Raw genomic sequence first — 13,989 nt, 5'->3', positions numbered from 1 at the left:
CGACGGACCCGGGGACGTGAGCGACGGTATCGCGGACCTGAGCGACGGAGCCGCGGACGAGCGGGTCGCCGCATGGATCGCCGCCGATCCCGATCCCGCGACCCGCGCCGAACTCTCCGCACTGGGCGGCCCCGACCTCGCCGAGCGTTTCGCCGCACCGCTGCGGTTCGGAACCGCGGGGTTGCGCGGCCCGGTACGCGCGGGCCCCAACGGCATGAACGTCGCAGTCGTCACCCGAGCGACGGCGGGCCTTGCCGCGTGGCTGATCGAGCACGGACATCGGGGCGGTTCGGTCGTGGTCGGTCGTGATGCCCGTCATGGCTCCGAGCAGTTCGCCGCTGCGGCGGCGCAGGTCCTCGCTGCGGCAGGTTTCCGCGTCGTCGTCGTTCCGGCGCCGGGTCCGACGCCGCTGGTGGCGTTCGCGTGTCGCGATCTCGACGCCGTCGCGGGCGTCCAGATCACGGCATCCCACAATCCGCCCGGCGACAACGGCTACAAGGTCTACCTCGCGGGGGGCGCGCAGATCGTTCCGCCGGCCGACGGTGAGATCGAGGAACTCATCGCCGCATCGCACGACGCCGTCGACGTTCCTCGGCACGACGTCATGCACGATCCCCGCGCCGACGAGATCGTCGGCCGCTACCTCGACCGCATCAGCACCCGTTTCCCGACGGTCGCCGACGCCTCACTGCGGATCGCTCTGACGCCGATGCACGGAGTCGGCGGTGCGCTCGCCGTCGAGGCCCTTGCGCGAGCCGGATTGACCGACGTCCACGTCGTCGACGAACAGTTCGACCCCGACCCGGACTTCCCCACCGTCGCCTTCCCGAATCCCGAGGAGGAAGGCGCAAGCGACCTGCTGCTCGCACGCGCGGAGAAGGTCGGGGCCGACATCGCGATCGCCCTCGATCCCGACGCCGACCGGTGCGCCGTGGGCACGCGCGTCGAGGGCACCTGGCGGATGCTCACGGGCGATGAGACAGGAGCCTTGCTCGGGTCGTTCATCCTCTCCGACGCCGCCGCAGGCCCCGACGGCTCACCACCGGTCGTTGCGAGCACGCTTGTGTCGAGCAGTTTGTTGGAGAAGATCGCCAGGCGCGCGGGCGCCCGTCATGTCACGACGCTGACCGGCTTCAAATGGCTTGTGCGCGCGGGTGAACCACTGCGCTACGCCTACGAGGAGGCAATCGGGCACTGTGTCGACCCCGACGCTGTGCGTGACAAGGACGGCATCAGCGCGGCAGTGGCATTGGCCGTGCTGGCCGACCGCTGTCGACGCGACGGCGTCGGAGTGGCAGACCTGCTCCTGTCTCTCTACGAGACACACGGCGTGCACGTGACGCGCCAACATTCGGTGCGCGTCGACGACACCACCGTGATCGCCTCCCTGATGGACCGTCTACGCGCCTCACCGCCGAGCGCGCTGGCGGGCATCCCCGTGACGGCCGAGGACTACGCCCGCCGCAGCGACGACCTGCGTACGGACGCGATCGCGCTCAGTGGTGTGGCAGGCGACGGGATGTCGGTGCGGGTGATGGCACGCCCGTCCGGCACCGAGCCGAAGCTCAAGTACTACATCGAAATGACGACACCTCCCGGTTTCGTGGTGTCGGCAACACAATCGCCCGCGCAAACGACATACGGTGCAGATACCCGTGCACTGGTCCATCTGCTCGACGACATGACGCTGCGTGTCGCGGCCGAACTCGCCGAGTACGGCCGCACCTGATCGACACCACAGTCCGGCAACGGGTCACCGACGGAAGGAATGCTCCGCATGACCTACCCCCAGCTGCCCCCGCAGCGGTCGCCGTGGTCGTCTCCGGCGGTGATCATCGCGATCGTGACGGGAGTCCTCCTCGTCGTCGGCGTCGTTCTGGCCGCGCTCATCCTGCTCCCGCGTCTCGAAGGCAACGACTCCGACTCGGCGGCGGCGTCGAGTTCGGCTGTGCCGACAACCGGGGCACCGGCCAGCGTCGGACCCGCGACCACCACGGGCGGCTCGGGTGGTGCCCAGAACGGCACTCGCCCCACCGAATCCCAGAACCCCGGCAATCAGAACAACGCCAACCAGAACAACGGCAACCAGAACACGGGTAGCCCCACGACCGCGCACGCCACCCCCGACATCGCGGGAACCGACTGGCAGGGGTTCACCGGGGGTCCGCGCTGCAACGCAGCCGACGACCCGGCGATGGTGATCGCCCAGACGAATCGCTCGCAGATCGTGATCTGCCAGGTGGGTTCGCAGTCCGGACGCTGGTACTACAAGGGATACGCCGACGGAAATTCGGTCGAGGTCGGCTATCCGACTCGCAGCGGCGACACCTACAGCGCCACCAACGGCAACGTGACCTACGTCGTGGGGCCGAGCCAACTCGACATCGAGAAGAACGGCGAGACCATCGCCACCGAGCCGATGAGCGCGTACTGGACTGCGTCCTGATCTGCGCCTCCAGACCCCATGACGGGGCGTTGGGCTCGCTGGATTACAACTGACTGGTGACCTCCCCCGACGCGCCAGTCCTGAACGCCTCATCGGTCGACGTCGTCCGCAGCGGACGAAAACTACTGCACGACGTCAACCTTTCGGTCTCCCCGGGCGAGCACTGGGCACTGTTGGGACCCAACGGGGCGGGCAAGTCGACGCTGATGGCGATCCTGGGCGCGCGCAGCCATCCCACGACCGGAACCGTTGATGTGCTCGGCCGTCGGCTCGGTCGGGTCGACATGCGCGAGTTGCGAACTCACATCGGTCACGTCGATCCGCGCTGGCGCATCGACGTGCCGATCACCGCGCACGACGTCGTGCTGACCGGACTGACCAACACCCCCGAGCTCGACCGCCGCCACGTCTACACCGACGACGAGCATCGCCATGCCGACGACCTGCTCGAGATGTTGGGTATGAGTGCCCGCAGAGACTCCGAGTGGCCGGTGATGAGCCAGGGCGAGCGAGGGCGGACGCTGATCGCGCGGGCCCTCATGCCACGTCCCGCGCTGCTGCTGCTCGACGAGCCCGCAACGGGCCTCGACCTCGCCGCGCGCGAACGTCTGCTGTCGGCCATCGACCGCCTGCGCGCAGACGTCGATCGCCTCGCCAGCGTTCTGGTCACCCATCACCTCGAGGATCTGCCGAGTTCGACCACGCACGCGATGCTGCTCCGCGACGGCGAGGTGACGGCGTCGGGACCCGTTGCTCAGACGCTGACCTCGGACGAGATCAGCGCCTGCTTCGACCACCCGGTCGCTGTTCGACGCCACGACGGTCGCTGGTCGGCGACGGCCGCGTAACGCGCTGCGGCGTCGACATCCCCGACTCCGTCCTCAGCGTGGGGTCCTCAGCGAGGGCCGAACTGGCGGTCGCCCGCATCGCCGAGCCCGGGCACGATGTAGGCGGCCTCGTTGAGTCCGTCATCGACGGACGCGACCACCAGTCGTACCGGATGCCCTGAATCATCGAGTGCGGCAACGCCTTCCGGAGCGGCAACGACGCAGACGGCGGTGATGTCCGTCGCGTTGCGTGCGACGAGGAGTTCGATCGTGTGCAGCATCGATCCGCCGGTGGCGAGCATGGGATCGAGGACGAACACCGGGAACCCGGACAGATCGTCGGGCAGCGATTCGAGGTACGGCACGGGCTGGGCGGTCTCCTCGTCGCGCGCGATACCCACGAATCCGACGTGCGCCTCGGGCACCATCGCGAGCGCCTGCTCGACCATGCCGAGCCCCGCGCGCAGGACCGGAACGAGGAGCGGCGCACATTCGAGCCTCGACCCGGTGTAGGGCTGCAACGGCGTCTCGATCTCGACGACCGCGGATTTCGCAGAGCTCAACGCCTCGTACACGAGCATCTGCGTCAGACCCGACAGCGCCGCACGGAATCCCGCGTTACCGGTCGTCTTGTCGCGCAACGTGGTGAGCCGGGCCGCGGCGAGCGGATGTTCGACGATCTGTACCTGCATGCGGATCACTCTAGGGCGCGTCCACCGGCAGTGCGCGCTTGTCCGGCAGGCACGAGAACGCAATTCGATGGAACCGATCGGGGTTTCTCGCCGTCTCAGTTCGCATGAAGGACCTCACCTCCCATCGCACCTCACTCGACACCGGCACACTCGACGCCTACGCGGGCACCCAGCGCGCCGCGGGGCACCGTGTCGCCGCACACGCTGCGGCCGGCCGTACCGACCTCGCGGCGCTGACACCGACGTTCGGGGTGATCGGAGCCGAGTTCCTCGCGGCACTATCCGCGACGATGCAGGCCCGCGCCGAGCGTCTCGACGCCGTCGCCGTCGCTCACGATCGGATCAGCACCACCACGATGACCGCCGCCGTCGCCTACTCCGACGCCGATGCCGCGAACGCCTCCGACATGGGGCTGCGCCTGCCATGATCACCGTCGACATCCTCATCGCGCCCCTGCGCATCCTGATCACCGCACTCGGTACCGGGGTGCTGCCCGCCGAGAACCCCGCCACGACGATCCGGTCGGCGAGCCCCGATCTCGACGAGGTGCGTCGAACCTCGGCAGCGGCGACGTCGGCGGTGCAGAACGGGTGGCACGGAACCGGGTCGGCCGGCGCCGTAGCGGCAGCCGACCGTACTGCGCGCACCTCGACCACCGTCGACGACGACGGACGGCAGATCGCCACACTGGTGGAAACCGCAAGTGCTCGAATCGAACTCGCCGCCCGACAGCTGCGCGAGCTGGTCGATTCGTTCGAGCGCGCGGCCACTGCGATGGGTCCCGCGCTGTCGACGCCCGCGGGCCTGGTGGCCATCGTGCCGGTCGCCGTCGACCATGTGCAGCGCGGGCTGTCGATCGTGTCGCGTGCGCAGGCCGACCTCGCCGACGACACCAGAGCGATGAGCGAACTCGGCCGTCACGAAGCACCGGCGCAGGTCGGCTCGCAGCCCGCCGCGAACACAACGTCGCCGACAGGCAAAGGCGTAGCGGTCACGCTCCCCGACGGTTCGGTCGCGTACGCACCGAATGAACGCGCTGCCACCGCGGTCCGTGCAGCACTGAGCCAGCAGGGTGTGCCCTACGTCTGGGGTGGCACCACGCCCGACGGCTTCGATTGCAGCGGATTCACGCAGTGGGCCTACCGTCAGGCGGGCGTCGAACTTCCTCGACTGGCGCAGGAACAAGACACCGCAGGCATGGCGATCACACAGGATCAGTTGCTGCCCGGCGATCTCGCCGTGTGGGATGGACACGTCGCCATGTACATCGGCAACGATCAGCTCGTGGAAGCCGGCGATCCGGTGGGTGTTTCGCCGTTGCGCACCACCAATGCGGGGCAGGGATTCCAGGGCTTCTTCCGGCCGAACTGATCCGGGCGGACGGGGCAGGTATCGAGTTCACAGCGATCATCGCTACGCTGTTGCCTCATGGCCGGAGACATCGTTCCCATCGAACTCGGACTCACCAACGGAAACGGTTTCACCCTGTGGGCGCCACGCTGGCGTGAGGGCGACGACGAGTGGGAGGCATTCCTCGGACTCGACGATGACCTGTACGTATTCCCCGGCGTCGCCGAGCTCGTCGGCTTCGTCCGCACCGATACCGACAACGACCTCGTCGAGCACCCGGCGTGGGACACCGTCAAGCAGCTCTCGGCCGACGAACTGATCCCCGACGACCGCCATACCTACGATCTCGTCGGTGTGCCGGAGCTCGCGGCGGAAGACCCGACGCCCGAGGTGATCGCCGAACTCGAGGACGCGCTCGAGATCGTGCGCATCCTCGGCGAGGTCTGCGAACTGATCACCGTCACCAAGTTCTTCAACGGCAATCCGATCCTCGGCGCGGTGACCACCGGTACCCGCAACTTCGAGGGCCGCGACGGCGTCGACCTCTGGGTCCGGATCGGACGTCTCATCGCCAAGCACTGGGACGACGTCCTCGACGCCATCGATGACGTCATCACGACCCCCGACGTCGACGCTGCGGCCGTCACGGTCGCGGCCGACGAACTCGAAGCCGCGGCGTCGGCCGAGGACGAGGACGAGCCCGACGACGACATCGATCTGCTCGACGACGACTCCGAAGACGCCGAGCCCGCGGTGGTCGTCACAGCCGCGACGGGCGCAGACGACTCCGAGGTCGACGAAGACAACCTCGAGGACATCGACGACGACGATTTCTGGGCGGGCGTCGGCATCGACCCGATCAAGATCGTCACCGGGACCGGCGAGTACCTCTCGCTGCGCTGCTACCTCGGAGACGATCCCGTGTTCCTCGGTACACGGGGCAAGATCTTCGTGTTCACCTCGCCGCGCACGCTGTCGAAGTTCCTCGCCGAGAACAACGACCACGACCTCACCGACGTCTCGACGTTCACCGACGTCCGCACCGAGGCAACCGACGGCGCACTCGAATTCGAGGTCATCGACGACAACGTCTACGTGCTGCCCGGCCTGGCGGAGGACATCCTCGACGGCCCGCGCCGCATCGACCGCAACCAACTCGACCTCGCCGTCGAATTGTTTTCCGACGCAGCCGATTACGCCGACGACGACGCCGTCTCGGAGGCCTTGGCGAGCACGACGCCGCTCGGCTGGTTCGTCGACTACGCGATCAATCCGGACCCGAAGCGATTGGCACCGTCTGCACCCTTCGACAACGAGGCCGAGGCGTGGCGCGCACTCGAGCACGACTTCGAGGACCGCCTCGAGATCAAGCGCTGACGGGCCACCGCCTGCAGGTCGGTTGCCCGCTCAGCCGATCAGGACGGCGTAGCCGGGCTTGATCACCTCGTCGATGAACGCGAGGCGCTCGTCGAAGTGGATGAACGCCGACTTCATCGCGTTCACGGTGAATCGCTCGAAATCGGCCCAGCCATAACCGAATTGCTGCGCGAGCCGGTAGAACTCCTTGCTCATCGTGGTGTCGCTCATCAGCCGGTTGTCGGTGTTGACGGTGACCCGGAATCGCAGACGCGCAAGCGCGTTGAACGGATGGTCGGCCATCGAGGCGACAGCGCCGGTCTGCACATTCGAGCTCGGGCAGAGTTCGAGCGGAATCCTCTTGTCGCGCACCACATTCGCAATCTCTCCGAGTTCTGCACCCGCAAACGACGACGCCGCGAGGTCGACGCCGTCGGGCAACGTGATGTCGTCGATCACCCGCACCCCGTGGCCGAGTCGGTCGGTTCCGCAGAACGCGATCGCCTCGTGGATGGACGGTAGTCCGAATGCCTCGCCCGCGTGGATGGTGAACGGCGCACTGTTGGCGCGCATGTACTCGAACGCGTCGAGATGCCGGGTCGGCGGATTACCCGCCTCCGCACCGGCGATATCGAATCCGACGACACCCTCGTCGCGATAGCGCACCGCGAGTTCGGCGATCTCGCGCGCACGGGCGGCGTGACGCATCGCGGTCACCAGGCAGCGAACCGTGATCGGTCGCCCACCCGCAGCGGCGACCGCCTCGCCCTCGGCGAACCCGCGCAGCACTGCCTCGACGACCTCGTCGAGCGTCAGTCCTCGCTCGAGGTGCTGCTCGGGCGCATAACGGATCTCGGCGTACACGACGCCATCGGCAGCAAGATCTTCGACGCACTCCCGGGCCACGCGCTCGAGCGCAGATGCCGTCTGCATGACGGCAACGGTGTGCGCAAAGGTCTCCAGGTATCGCTCGAGTGACCCACTGTCCGCGGCCTCCCGGAACCAGCGCGCCAACGAGTCGGCATCGGTGGCGGGGAGGTCGTCGTAGCCGACCTCGGTGGCGAGTTCGAGCACGGTCGACGGTCGGAGCCCGCCGTCGAGATGATCGTGGAGCAAGACTTTCGGTGCGAGCGCGAGGGTGCTCAGGTCGAGGGGTCTGCTGGTCGACGTCGAGAACATGACCCGAACTTACCGACAGCGCCGACCGACGGCATGCCCGGACACGCGCAGTTTCCCGGCGGTCGCGCTCGCCGAGCAATCCCACAGGCCTCGTTGATCCGGTCAGATGAAATCGTGCTCGTATGTTCGGACGAATCCTCGCTTCGAGTGACCCTACGGTGCAGTCGTCCGTCTTGGGGTCGGCGCATGTCTTTCGACCCGCGACGCGCGCCCGGTGCCACACCGCCCGACTACCGTAGCGCCACAACACAGTTCGTGGCACCGGGTGTCTCGCGACAGCCCGGGCCGCCTCCCACAGGACCGGCGCTTCGGCTTCCCTCATCGTTCCGCTCCGTTGTCGGCGCGACGGCGGCATACATTGTGGTGCGCGCTCGCGTCGCCGTCGTGACCGCGGGTCTGGCAAGCGGCGACATCGGGCCATTTGACAACCCGAATGTCCTCAAGGTGGTCATACTGGTCGTGGGAATCGGCGGCTCGCTGTTTTCGATTCTGCCCGGGCTCGTGTTGCTCTGCCGCCGCGGTCCGCGCCCCGGTGGCCAGCCATCGGCGTAGCGTTCATCGCGGCACTGAGTGCACACCCGTGGGGAATCGTCACCGCACTGCTCTGCTTCCTCGCGCCGGTGGCGCAGGTGTACTGGCCCAGTACCTTTCCGCCAGAGGCGGCAGCGGAAACGGCAGGCGATGTCATCGGCCAAGCCGCACCTTGGTTCGCGCCCGGCTCGCCCGGCGAAAGGCCTCAGGCAGACGTCTAACCGATGCGGTCGAGGACGATCGGCCGGATGGCCGACGGCGAATCAGGCAAGATCACGGCCGCCTCATCGAGCCTCGCGCGCGCGGCGTCGAATCGTTCCGGTGTCTGGGTGTGGAGCGTGAACAGCGGCGAGCCTGCGCTGATGCGGTCGCCGGGCTTCGCGTGCATCACAACCCCCGCGCTCGCCTGGACGGCTTCGCCGGGTCGTGACCGTCCGGCGCCGAGCAGCCACGCGGCATCGCCGACGGCCCGCGCGTCGATTCGGTGGACGTATCCGGACGTCTGCGCGGTCACGTCGTCGGTGTGCGGTGCGCGTGGTAGCGGAGCATCCGGATCGCCTCCCTGCGCGGTGATCATGGCGCGCCACGTGTCCATCGCGCTGCCGTCGGCCAGTGCGGCGGCCGGGTCGGCGTCTAAAACGCCTGCGGCGTCGAGCATTTCACGTGCGAGCGCAATCGTCAGTTCGACGACGTCCGACGGTCCTCCGCCGGCCAGCACCTCCAGGGACTCGGCGACCTCGACCGCGTTGCCCGCCGTCAACCCGAGGGGGGAATCCATGTCGGTGAGTAGCGCCGTGGTCCGGACGCCCGCGTCGACGCCGAGCGACACCATGGTCTGCGCCAGTTGTCGCGCGAGCGCCTCGTCGGGCAAGAACGCTCCCGACCCGACCTTGACGTCGAGGACAAGCGCCCCGGTGCCCTCGGCGATCTTCTTGCTCATGATCGAGCTGGCGATCAACGGGACGGACTCGACAGTCCCCGTCACATCACGCAGCGCGTAGAGCTTGCGGTCGGCTGGCGCCAGGTCGGCGCCCGCGGCGCAGATCACCGCTCCGACGTTCTCGAGCTGCGCGTGCATCTCAGCTGTCGTCAGGTCGGCTCGTTTGTCGAGCGTGCCGCCCGTGTGTCCGAGGCCTCGGCCGGACAGTTGAGGCACAGCGACGCCGAAGGAGGCGACGACCGGAGCCAGCGGCAAGGTGATCTTGTCGCCGACGCCGCCTGTCGAGTGCTTGTCCACGGTCGGCAGCACAGCGCCGCCACGACGTAATCCGGAGAAGTCCATCCGTGTGCCGCTGTCGATCATGGCGCGGGTCCAGTCGTCGATCTCGCGACGCGTCATTCCCCGCAGCACAATAGCCATGAGCAGCGATGACATCTGCTCGGGCGCGACGTCGCCGCGCGTGTAGGCGTCGACGACCCAGTCGATCTGCGGCGTGGTGAGTTCCGCTCCGTCGCGCTTGGTCGCGATCACCGACGTCGCGTGGATGAGGTCGCTCATGTCACCGCACCGCGTCGAGGTCGTCGGGTCCGAATGCGTCGGGTAACAGTCGCGCCAGCGTCGTCGGTCCGGCTCGATGGTCGACGAGCAGATCACCGCCACCGTGTTCGTAGAGAACCTGTCGACAGCGCCCACACGGCATCAGAATCGACCCGGTGGCGTCGCACACACTGACTGCGAGCAGTCGACCGCCGCCCGACGCGATCAACGACGCGACGAGGCCGACCTCGGCGCAGATACCGAGTCCGTATGAGACATTCTCCACATTGCAACCAACCACGATTCGGTCGTCATCTGTGAGTGCCGACGCCCCGACCGGAAACGAAGAATACGGGGCATATGCGCGCGAAATCATTCCAGTTGCGCTGTCCCGCAATAGATTCCAATCGATATCGGGGGTCAAGACACTCTCCTGCCGGGCGGTCGCTATCGGAGTCGATGTGATGGGAGATACCCAAACAAGCTTGGTAAGGCAAACCTAATTCGTAATGCCTTGTCCCGCAGATCGGTTCGGGCAATTTAACGACTCACTCAGCATAGGTTTAAAGTCTCTTGCATGGGTCCAAGGTGACACCCAGCCGGTGCCACCGCGTCCATCGACGATGTTGGAGGCCAATTCCCCGATGAGTTCCGAGACCGAGGTCGCACCGGAGCCGGTGCGCAAACGTTCGCTGTACCGCGGCGATCCAGGCATGTGGTCCTGGGTGCTGCACCGCATAACCGGCGTGACGATCTTCTTCTTCTTGTTCGTGCATGTGCTCGACACTGCCGTGATTCGTATTGATCCGAACAAGTACTCGGAGATCATCAACACCTATAAGACCCCGATCATCGGTCTCATGGAGATCGCGCTCGTGGCGTGCGTGCTCTATCACGCACTCAACGGCCTGCGCATCATCCTGATCGACTTCTGGTCGAAGGGCCCCAAGTACCAGCGTCAGATGCTGTGGGTGATTCTCGGACTGTTCGTGGTGGTCTTCGGTGCCGCGGCGATCCGACTCCTGCAGATCCTCATCGAGTATTCGTTCTAAGGAGATACGACAATGACCACATCTCCTGCCTCACAGAACGTCGCCAAGTCGCTGGGCACGCAGTACGACCGGCCCGCCAGCCTCGACAATCCGCGCTCGCCGCGTAAGCCGCGGGGCGGCAACTTCGAGAAGTGGGCGTGGCTGTTCATGCGCTTCTCGGGCCTGGCGCTGATCATCCTGACCATCGGCCACATGTTCATCATGCTGGCGTGGGACAACGGCGTGCACCGCATCGACGCCTCGTTCGTCGCGGCCCGCTGGCGTGAACCCTTCTGGCAGATCTGGGACCTCACCATGCTGTGGCTGGCCCAGCTGCACGGCGGAAACGGCGTGCGCACGGTGATCGCCGACTACTCGCGCAAGGACTCGACCCGCTTCTGGCTGAACGTGCTGCTCGGGGTCTCGATGATCCTCGTGCTGGTGTTGGGCACCTACGCGCTGCTCACCTTCGACGTGAACAGCGCCAACTAAGGAGACCACTGAAGATGCAGGAACACCGTTACGACGTCATCATCGTCGGTGCAGGCGGCGCCGGTATGCGCGCAGCGATCGAAGCAGCGCCCCGCGCCCGTACCGCAGTGTTGACCAAGCTCTACCCCACGCGTAGCCACACCGGCGCGGCGCAGGGCGGCATGTGTGCCGCTCTGGCCAACGTCGAAGAGGACAACTGGGAGTGGCACACCTTCGACACGGTCAAGGGCGGCGACTACCTCGCCGATCAGGACGCGGTGGAGATCATGGCCAAGGAGGCCATCGACGCCGTGCTCGACCTCGAGAAGATGGGTCTGCCGTTCAACCGCACGCCCGAGGGCAAGATCGACCAGCGTCGTTTCGGTGGTCACACGCGTGACCACGGCAAGTCGCCGGTGCGTCGCGCCTGCTACGCGGCAGACCGCACCGGCCACATGATCCTGCAGACGCTGTATCAGAACTGCGTCAAGCACGACGTCGAGTTCTTCAACGAGTTCTACGCGCTCGACCTGTGTCTGAGTGAGAACGAGAAGGGTGAGCCTGTCGCAACCGGCATCGTCGCCTACGAGCTCGCGACCGGCGAACTGCACGTCTTCCACGCAAAGTCGATCATTTTCGCAACCGGCGGCTCCGGTCGCATGTACAAGACTACGTCGAATGCGCACACGCTGACCGGCGACGGCGTAGGCATCGTGTTCCGCAAGGGCTTGCCCGTCGAGGACATGGAGTTCCACCAGTTCCATCCGACAGGCCTCGCGGGTCTCGGCATCCTGATCTCCGAAGCCGTTCGCGGTGAGGGCGGCATCCTGCGCAACGCCGACGGCGAGCGATTCATGGAGCGCTACGCCCCGACCATCAAAGACCTCGCACCCCGCGACATCGTCGCGCGCTCGATGGTTCTCGAGGTTCTCGAAGGACGCGGCGCCGGACCGAACAAGGATTACGTCTACATCGACGTCACCCATCTCGGCGAGGACGTGCTGAACGAGAAGCTCCCCGACATCACCGAGTTCGCACGCACGTACCTCGGCGTCGACCCGGTGAAGGAGTGGGTGCCGGTCTACCCGACCTGCCACTACCTGATGGGCGGCATCCCGACCAACATCGAGGGTCAGGTGCTGCGCAGCAACAACAACAACGATGTCGTCCACGGCCTCTACGCCGCAGGCGAGTGCGCGTGCGTGTCGGTGCACGGTGCAAACCGTCTCGGAACCAACTCGCTCCTCGACATCAACGTCTTCGGGCGTCGCGCCGGTATCGCAGCGGCCGACTACGCCAACAGCCACGGGTTCACCGACCTGCCGGAGAAGCCGACCGACATGGTCACCGGCTGGCTCGAGACCATCCTGTCCGAGCACGGGCATGAGCGCGTCGCCGACATCCGGACCGCGCTGCAGCAGACGATGGACGACAACGCGTCGGTGTTCCGCACCGAGGAGACGCTCAAGCAGGCGTTGACCGACGTCCACGCTCTCAAGGAGCGCTACGACCACATCCGCGTGCACGACAAGGGCAAGCGCTTCAACTCCGATCTGCTCGAGGCCATCGAGCTGGGCTTCTTGCTCGAACTCGCCGAGGTCACCGTCGTCGGCGCGCTCAACCGCAAGGAATCGCGCGGCGGGCACGCCCGCGAGGATTACCCCAATCGCGATGACACGAACTTCATGCGCCACACGATTGCCTACAAGAAGGGTGACAAGCTCCTTTCCGACATCGAGCTCGACTGGAAGCCTGTCATCCAGACCCGTTACGAGCCGATGGAGCGTAAGTACTGATGACCGCCACCATTGAGGCGCCGCACACCGACGAGCCGCCGTTGCCAGAAGTCCCCGACGAAGCGACCATGGTCACGCTGAAGATCATGCGTTTCAACCCGGAGGAGCCCGACGCCCAGGGCTGGGAGAGCTTCCGCGTGCCCGCGCTGCCGACCGACCGGCTGCTCAACCTCCTGCTCTACGTTAAGGGCTACCTCGACGGAACGCTGACCTTCCGACGTAGCTGCGCCCACGGCGTGTGCGGCTCCGACGCGATGCGAGTCAACGGCGTCAACCGCCTGGCCTGCAAGATGCTGATGAAGGACTTCCTGCCCAAGGACAAGTCCAAGGACATCACCATCACCATCGAGCCCATCAAGGGTCTTCCGGTGGAGAAGGACCTCGTGGTCAACATGGAGCCCTTCTTCGACGCGTACCGCGCGATCAAGCCGTTCCTGATCACCTCCGGCAACGAGCCGACCCGTGAGCGCATCCAGAGCCAGAAGGACCGCGCACGTTTCGACGACACCACCAAGTGCATCCTCTGTGCGTGCTGCACCACGAGCTGCCCGGTGTTCTGGAACGAGGGCAGCTACTTCGGCCCCGCGGCGATCGTCAACGCGCACCGCTTCATCTTCGACAGCCGCGACGAGGGCGCCGTCGAGCGTATGGACATCCTCAACGATTCCGACGGTGTGTGGCGCTGCCGCACCACCTTCAACTGCACCGACGCATGCCCGCGTGGCATCCAGGTGACCCAGGCGATCCAGGAGGTCAAGCGCGCGCTCATGTTCTCGCGCTGATCTCGGCATCACCGACGCAGACTCTCTCTGCAGCCCCGGCGAACCCCACC

Annotated in this window: 15 protein-coding genes; 11 read left to right on the top strand and 4 right to left on the bottom strand. The window is 66.4% G+C overall.

From position 1 onward, the window contains the following. Window positions 1-16: 16 nt before the first annotated feature. From A5785_RS07595 to A5785_RS07585, 3 genes are read left to right on the top strand one after another with little or no spacing between them, the layout of a single operon-like run. Window positions 17-1,729: a phospho-sugar mutase gene (locus A5785_RS07595; RefSeq protein WP_064865653.1), complete on the top strand. Its 1,713-nt coding sequence runs from the start codon at window positions 17-19 to the stop codon at window positions 1,727-1,729. Window positions 1,730-1,777: 48 nt separating this feature from the next. Next, window positions 1,778-2,446, top strand: coding sequence for a hypothetical protein (locus A5785_RS07590; RefSeq protein WP_064865651.1), 669 nt, complete (start codon window positions 1,778-1,780; stop codon window positions 2,444-2,446). A 53-nt stretch (window positions 2,447-2,499) separates the two neighbouring features. Then, a complete protein-coding gene (locus tag A5785_RS07585; RefSeq protein WP_064865578.1) occupies window positions 2,500-3,294 on the top strand; it encodes an ABC transporter ATP-binding protein in 795 nt (264 codons plus the stop codon). 47 nt (window positions 3,295-3,341) lie between these two features. Here the strand turns inward: A5785_RS07585 and upp are convergent, their stop codons facing one another. Then, window positions 3,342-3,965: a uracil phosphoribosyltransferase gene (gene upp, locus A5785_RS07580; protein ID WP_064865576.1), complete on the bottom strand. Its 624-nt coding sequence runs from the start codon at window positions 3,963-3,965 to the stop codon at window positions 3,342-3,344. A 104-nt stretch (window positions 3,966-4,069) separates the two neighbouring features. Between upp and A5785_RS07575 the strand changes: the two genes are divergently transcribed. Genes A5785_RS07575 through A5785_RS07565 form a run of 3 tightly spaced genes read left to right on the top strand, consistent with a single transcriptional unit; the run spans window position 4,070 to window position 6,693 of the window. Beyond that, window positions 4,070-4,393 (top strand): type VII secretion target, encoded by a 324-nt coding sequence (locus A5785_RS07575; RefSeq protein WP_064865573.1) that lies wholly within the window; start codon window positions 4,070-4,072, stop codon window positions 4,391-4,393. Beyond that, a complete protein-coding gene (locus A5785_RS07570) occupies window positions 4,390-5,337 on the top strand; it encodes a C40 family peptidase (RefSeq protein ID WP_064865570.1) in 948 nt (315 codons plus the stop codon). The genes A5785_RS07575 and A5785_RS07570 overlap by 4 nt, the downstream gene beginning before the upstream one ends. 57 nt (window positions 5,338-5,394) lie before the next feature. Then, entirely contained in the window at window positions 5,395-6,693 is a 1,299-nt protein-coding gene (locus A5785_RS07565) for a hypothetical protein (RefSeq protein ID WP_064865568.1), read from the top strand. Between the two features lie 30 nt (window positions 6,694-6,723). Here the strand turns inward: A5785_RS07565 and A5785_RS07560 are convergent, their stop codons facing one another. Continuing rightward, window positions 6,724-7,851 (bottom strand): adenosine deaminase, encoded by a 1,128-nt coding sequence (locus A5785_RS07560; RefSeq protein WP_005207855.1) that lies wholly within the window; start codon window positions 7,849-7,851, stop codon window positions 6,724-6,726. A 186-nt stretch (window positions 7,852-8,037) separates the two neighbouring features. Between A5785_RS07560 and A5785_RS07555 the strand changes: the two genes are divergently transcribed. Continuing rightward, window positions 8,038-8,403, top strand: coding sequence for a hypothetical protein (locus A5785_RS07555; protein ID WP_005207856.1), 366 nt, complete (start codon window positions 8,038-8,040; stop codon window positions 8,401-8,403). 196 nt (window positions 8,404-8,599) lie between these two features. On the opposite strand, the gene A5785_RS07550 is transcribed toward A5785_RS07555, so the two are convergent. Then, a complete protein-coding gene (locus tag A5785_RS07550) occupies window positions 8,600-9,880 on the bottom strand; it encodes a thymidine phosphorylase (RefSeq protein WP_064865565.1) in 1,281 nt (426 codons plus the stop codon). Window position 9,881: 1 nt separating this feature from the next. Beyond that, window positions 9,882-10,283 carry a cytidine deaminase gene (locus A5785_RS07545; protein WP_005207858.1) on the bottom strand — a complete coding sequence of 134 codons (402 nt, stop codon included), beginning with the start codon at window positions 10,281-10,283 and terminating at the stop codon, window positions 9,882-9,884. Between the two features lie 220 nt (window positions 10,284-10,503). Here A5785_RS07545 and sdhC point away from each other — a divergent pair, with 220 nt between their 5' ends. Genes sdhC through A5785_RS07525 form a run of 4 tightly spaced genes read left to right on the top strand, consistent with a single transcriptional unit; the run spans window position 10,504 to window position 13,939 of the window. Further along, on the top strand, window positions 10,504-10,911 hold the full coding sequence (gene sdhC / locus A5785_RS07540; RefSeq protein WP_005207859.1) for a succinate dehydrogenase, cytochrome b556 subunit: 408 nt from the start codon (window positions 10,504-10,506) through the stop codon (window positions 10,909-10,911). Window positions 10,912-10,923: 12 nt separating this feature from the next. Then, a complete protein-coding gene (locus A5785_RS07535) occupies window positions 10,924-11,382 on the top strand; it encodes a succinate dehydrogenase hydrophobic membrane anchor subunit (protein ID WP_005207860.1) in 459 nt (152 codons plus the stop codon). Between the two features lie 14 nt (window positions 11,383-11,396). Further along, window positions 11,397-13,157 carry a succinate dehydrogenase flavoprotein subunit gene (sdhA, locus tag A5785_RS07530; protein ID WP_005207861.1) on the top strand — a complete coding sequence of 587 codons (1,761 nt, stop codon included), beginning with the start codon at window positions 11,397-11,399 and terminating at the stop codon, window positions 13,155-13,157. Further along, window positions 13,157-13,939, top strand: a complete 783-nt coding sequence (locus A5785_RS07525; protein ID WP_005207862.1) for a succinate dehydrogenase iron-sulfur subunit — start codon at window positions 13,157-13,159, stop codon at window positions 13,937-13,939. The genes sdhA and A5785_RS07525 overlap by 1 nt, the downstream gene beginning before the upstream one ends. Window positions 13,940-13,989 lie beyond the last annotated feature (50 nt).

This window comes from Gordonia sp. 852002-50395_SCH5434458 (assembly GCF_001665905.1).
GTDB classification, from domain to species: domain Bacteria; phylum Actinomycetota; class Actinomycetes; order Mycobacteriales; family Mycobacteriaceae; genus Gordonia; species Gordonia jacobaea.
The sequence above is the reverse complement of the archived record's forward strand: the minus strand, read 5'-3'. Positions and strand labels throughout refer to the sequence as shown.